At 65.6% G+C, this 5,227-nt stretch carries 6 protein-coding genes; 5 read left to right on the forward strand and 1 reads right to left on the reverse strand.

Annotated features, from left to right (window positions below; all coding sequences use genetic code 11):
• The 4 genes from AC5JJ6_RS40270 to AC5JJ6_RS40285 form a co-directional block, all read left to right on the forward strand.
• Window positions 1-999, forward strand: a 999-nt coding sequence (locus AC5JJ6_RS40270) for an ABC transporter substrate-binding protein (protein WP_496047437.1), incomplete at its 5' end; no start/stop codon positions are given.
• Between the two features lie 40 nt (window positions 1,000-1,039).
• Window positions 1,040-2,872 carry an ABC transporter permease gene (locus AC5JJ6_RS40275; protein ID WP_496047438.1) on the forward strand — a complete coding sequence of 611 codons (1,833 nt, stop codon included), beginning with the start codon at window positions 1,040-1,042 and terminating at the stop codon, window positions 2,870-2,872.
• Window positions 2,869-3,645 carry an ABC transporter ATP-binding protein gene (locus AC5JJ6_RS40280; RefSeq protein WP_496047439.1) on the forward strand — a complete coding sequence of 259 codons (777 nt, stop codon included), beginning with the start codon at window positions 2,869-2,871 and terminating at the stop codon, window positions 3,643-3,645. Before AC5JJ6_RS40275 ends, AC5JJ6_RS40280 begins: the two co-directional genes overlap by 4 nt.
• On the forward strand, window positions 3,642-4,355 hold the full coding sequence (locus AC5JJ6_RS40285; RefSeq protein ID WP_496047440.1) for an ABC transporter ATP-binding protein: 714 nt from the start codon (window positions 3,642-3,644) through the stop codon (window positions 4,353-4,355). Before AC5JJ6_RS40280 ends, AC5JJ6_RS40285 begins: the two co-directional genes overlap by 4 nt.
• Before the next feature lie 19 nt (window positions 4,356-4,374).
• On the opposite strand, the gene AC5JJ6_RS40290 is transcribed toward AC5JJ6_RS40285, so the two are convergent.
• Window positions 4,375-4,584: a hypothetical protein gene (locus AC5JJ6_RS40290; RefSeq protein WP_496047441.1), complete on the reverse strand. Its 210-nt coding sequence runs from the start codon at window positions 4,582-4,584 to the stop codon at window positions 4,375-4,377.
• A 127-nt stretch (window positions 4,585-4,711) separates the two neighbouring features.
• Here AC5JJ6_RS40290 and AC5JJ6_RS40295 point away from each other — a divergent pair, with 127 nt between their 5' ends.
• Window positions 4,712-5,059: a hypothetical protein gene (locus AC5JJ6_RS40295; protein WP_496047442.1), complete on the forward strand. Its 348-nt coding sequence runs from the start codon at window positions 4,712-4,714 to the stop codon at window positions 5,057-5,059.
• The last annotated feature ends 168 nt before the right edge of the window (window positions 5,060-5,227 follow it).

Consider the following 5,227-nt stretch of genomic DNA (forward strand, 5'->3'; position numbering starts at 1 on the left):
GAGGTGATCTCGCGCGACGACGCCGGCAAGCCGGACGACGCGGTCCGCGTTGCCAACGAACTGGTGTCGAACGAGAAGGTCGATATCCTGGCCGGGACCTATTTCAGCCATATCGGGCTCGCTGTCAGCGACTATGCGCTGCGCAGCAAGAAGGTTTTCGTCGCGGCCGAACCGCTGAGCGACGCCATCACCTGGGACAAGGGCAACCGCTACACCTTCCGCCTGCGCCCCTCGACCTATATGCAGGCCGCCATGCTGGTCGACCGGGCGGCGGCCCTGCCCGCCAAGCGCTGGGCCACGGTGGCGCCGAACTACGAATACGGCCAGTCGGCGGTCGCGGTGTTCAAGCAGCTGCTGAAGGCGAAGCGGCCCGATGTCGAATTCGTCGGAGAACAGTGGCCGGCACAAGGCAAGATCGACGCCGGATCGACCGCCCAGGCGCTGGCGGCATCCCAGCCGGAAGCCATCTTCAACGTTACCTTCGGCCCCGATCTCGCCAAGTTCGTCCGCGAGGGCACGACGCGCGGGGTCTTCGACGGCGTGTCGGTCGTAAGCCTGCTGACGGGCGAGCCGGAATACCTGGACCCGCTCAAGGGCGAGGCGCCGGACGGCTGGATCGTGACGGGCTATCCGTGGGACCAGATCGACACCCCCGCGCACAAGGCGTTCCTGGATGCCTATCAGGCGCGATGCAAGGATTATCCCCGGCTGGGTTCCATCGTCGGCTACACGACCTTCAAGGCCATCGCCGCCGCCGTCGAAAAAGCAGGCTCGACCGATTCAGAGAAGGTCGCCGACGCCTTCAAGGGGCTGAAGGTCGAAAGCCCGTTCGGCGGGATCGAGTTCCGCGCCATCGATCATCAGGCGACGATGGGCGCCTATGTCGGCAGGATCGCGGTGAAGGACGGCAAGGGAGCGATGACCGACTGGACCTATTCCGACGGCGCCGACTACCTGCCGCCCGACGAAGTGGTCCTGAAGCGCCGTCCGCAGCAGTGACCGTTTCCGTGCGGCGGCTTTCCAGCGGGTCACCCGGCTGATGGGCTTCTATGTCGTGCAGTGCCTGAGCGGACTGGCCCAGGCATCTTCCCTGTTCCTGGTCGCCGCCGGCCTGTCGATCATCTTCGGCGTCACCCGTATCGTCAACTTCGCCCATGGCTCGTTCTACATGGTCGGGGCCTATATCGCGGTGACGCTGGCGGAGCGCTGGGCCGGCGGCATCGGCTTCTGGGGTGCCGTCGCGATCGCCGCCTTTGCCACAGGGTTGCTCGGCGTGGCACTGGAAATGCTGGTGCTGCGCCGGCTGTACCGAAGCCCGGAGCTTTTCCAACTGCTGGCCACCTTCGGCGTCGTGCTGATCGTGCAGGATGCGGCGCTGGCGATCTGGGGACCGGAAGACCTGCTGGGACCGCGGGCGCCCGGCCTGGAAGGTGTCGTCCGCATCCTGGGACGTCCCTTTCCCAAATACGAACTGCTGCTGATAGCACTTGGGCCGCTGGTGCTGGGACTGCTCTGGCTGCTGTTCAACCGGACGCGCTGGGGGACGCTGGTACGGGCCGCGACGCAGGACAGGGAGATGACGGCCGCCCTTGGCATCAACCAGACCTGGCTGTTCACCTCGATCCTGTTCCTGGGCTCCCTGCTGGCCGGTCTGGGCGGCGCCTTGCAGATCCCGCGCGAGGCGGTCAACCTGCACATGGACATCAACATCGTCGTGGAGGCCTTCGTCGTCGTCGTGGTCGGCGGCATGGGCAGCGTCGGCGGCGCCTTCCTGGCGGCGGTGCTGATCGGCCAGCTTCAGGCCTTCGGCATCCTGATCTTCCCGCAGATCACGCTGGTCATCGTGTTCCTGTTCATGGCGGTCGTGCTGGTGGTGCGGCCCCATGGTCTGCTTGGCCGTCCGCAGGCGCTGGCGCGCGTGGCGGGGAACGCGCAGGAGCCGCTGCTGAGGCCGGCGACCCCGGCCGGGCGGCTGGCCGGTGCGGCCCTGCTGGCGGTCCTGGCGCTGCTTCCCGCATTGGCCGGCGACTATGCACTGACGGTCCTGACCGAAATCCTGATCCTGACGCTGTTCGCCGCCAGCCTGCATTTCATCATGGGTCCGGGCGGCATGATCTCGTTCGGCCATGCCGCGTATTTCGGGCTGGGAGCCTATGGCGCGGGGCTGCTGGTGAAGCACTTCGCGGCCGGCATGCTGCCGGGACTGGTGGCGGCGCCACTGCTGGCCGCCGGCGGCGCGCTGCTGTTCGGCTGGTTCTGCGTGCGCCTGTCCGGCGTCTACCTTGCCATGCTGACGCTGGCCTTCGCGCAGATCACCTGGTCGGTGGCGTTCCAGTGGCAAGCCGTGACGGGGGGCGACAACGGTATCCTGGGCGTCTGGCCCGACGGCTGGGCATCGCCCCGCTGGGTCTTCTATTACCTGACGCTTGCCTTCTGCGCCGGAGGCGTCCTGATGCTCCGCCGGATCATCTTTTCACCGTTCGGCTACGCGCTGCGGGCCGGACGGGACTCGCCCTTGCGGGCCGATGCGGTGGGCATAGACGTCCGCCGGGTCCAGTGGCTGGCCTTCACCCTGGCGGGCACCTTCGCGGGGCTGGGCGGCGGGCTCTACGCCTATGCCAAGGGCAGCGTGTTCCCCAACCTGATGGCGATACCGCGCTCGGTCGATGCGCTGGTGATGGTGCTGCTGGGGGGCGTGCAGACCTTGACGGGGCCGGTCGTGGGAGCTGTTGTTTTCTACACGCTCAACACCGAAATGGTCCGGCATACGGAGTACTGGAGGCTGCTGCTGGGCGTCTCGATCATCGTGCTGGTCCTGGTCTTCCCGATGGGCATCGCCGGGGCGTTCCGGCGGCGGGAGCGCGCCGCATGACCGTGCTCGAGGTGAAGGGGCTGACGAAGGCCTTCGGCGGCGTCCATGCGGTCGATGGAGTGAGTTTTTCGGTCGCGGCGGGTGAGCTGCTGGCGCTGGTCGGTCCGAACGGCGCCGGCAAGACCACCTGCTTCAACATGCTGAACGGCCAGATCCCGCCCGATGCGGGAGAAATCACTTTGAACGGGTCCAGCCTGCGCGGGAAATCGCCGCGCCATGTCTGGCGGCTTGGCGTCGGGCGCACCTTCCAGATCACGGCGACCTTCGGCTCCATGACGGTGCTGGAGAACATCCAGACCGTGCTGCTGTCGCATCACCGGCGGCTGTTCGACTTCTGGGGACGGGCGGCGCGGCGGCATATCGCCGAGGGTATGGCGCTGCTGGAGCGGGTCGGCATGGCGTCCCAGGCGGACCGGCCCTGCGCCGTGCTGGCTTACGGCGACTTGAAGCGGGTCGAACTGGCGATGGCGCTGGCGAGCGAACCGCGCCTGCTGCTGATGGATGAGCCGACCGCCGGAATGGCGCCGCGCGAGCGGATCGAGCTGATGGCCCTGACGGCGGAACTGGTGCGGGAAAAGAACATCGCCGTCCTGTTCACCGAGCACGACATGGATGTCGTCTTCAGCCATGCGGATCGGATCATCGTGCTGAACCGGGGCGAGCTGATCGCTTCCGGGACGCCCGCCGAGGTGCGCGCCGACGCCCAGGTGCAGGAAGTCTATCTGGGCAGCGGCGCCATGTTCGGACATGGACCGGAAAGGTCACCCCGATGAGCGAGGTCATCCTCAGCGTCGAGGGGTTGAACAGCTTCTACGGACGGGCTCATATCCTGTTCGACGTCACGCTGGAAGCGCGGCGCGGCGAGGTGGTGGCCCTGCTGGGCCGCAACGGCGCCGGCAAATCGACCACGATGCGGTCGATCATGGGGCTGATCGCGGACCGGAGCGGGCGTGTCCGCTTCGCCGGCCATGACATCTCGCGCAGCCAGCCGCACGAGATCGCGCGCCTGGGCCTCGGCTACGTCCCGGAAGACAGAAGGATCTTCACCGACCTGACCGTCATGGAGAACCTGGAAGTCGGCCGCCAGCCCGCACGGGCCGGAGCGCCGCATTGGACGCCGGAGCGGCTGTTCACGCTGTTCCCCAACCTGGGCGACATGCGGGACCGCCCGGGAGGCCGCATGAGCGGCGGCGAGCAGCAGATGCTGACGATCGCCCGAACCCTGATGGGCAATCCTTCGGCGATCCTGCTGGACGAACCTTCGGAAGGTCTGGCCCCCCGGATCACCGAGATGATGGCCCATGCCATCGTCGGGCTGAAGGCCGAGGGCCAGACCGTGGTGCTGTCGGAACAAAACCTTCACTTCGCGGCGCTGGTAAGCGACCGGGCCTATGTCATCGAGAAGGGCCGCATCCGCTACGAGGGTGCGATGGCGGCCCTTCGGGAGGACGAGGAAATCCGCAGCGCCTATCTCAGCCTGTGATCGGAAGAACCGGAAGGGCTCAGTCGTCGCTGTTATAGGTCGTCAATGCGATCTCGACCATCTGCCGGAGCACCTGATCGATATCGACGTTGGAACTGGCTTCATCCACGAGCATCTCCTCGAGATATGTCCGCAAGGTGAACGGGTCCAATTCACCGATTTCGTGTTTAGTGGTAAGTGGCATGTCGCCAAGCGCCTTGGCCGCTCGGATGAGGCGTGCTTCCTGCATTTTCAGTTCCTGAAGTCGTTGTGATCCAATAACGTTCAGGAACGGGATATGTCGCACCTAACCCGCATACTGCGGGTGATTACACCCGGCGACTAAAGCGGGAATATCTAAAGCAGGAAGGTGAGGGATGTTTCTTTCGACCGTAGGCGGTCGATATTGGGTCGAGTTGATCGACCAGGCGACCGCGGATTGGGAAAGCTTCCGCATGGACCACGCCGTGTCCAAGTACTTCGCCAAGCACATCACCGACCGGCGGTCGGTGCCTAAGGGAGACTTCGCCGAAGCGCGTTTCTTCTCGCTTAGGAACCGGAATGCCGATCCGGTCTCCACCGCGATGACACAACCCAGACGAATCGACATCGGCGTCGCGCGCGGCAACCGCTCGCCGTTTCCCGAATACACGGAGGATTTCGAGATTCTGGCGCGGCACCTGAAGGTGTCGTTCAACACGCGCTGCTATCCGTACGGACGCTGATCCGGAAAGTGACGGCTCCGGTCCGGCATGCCTCTTGCTCTCTATCGGGGATCGGTCCCGCACCCTGGCTGAATCCAGCCTGATCCCCGTCCAGAGGAGCAATCATGGTTCCAAAGCTGACACTGGCCCTGCGTCTTGCCCGGCGCTTTCCCGACAATCCGAGCCTGC

The sequence above is a fragment of the Skermanella sp. genome (assembly GCF_059503625.1).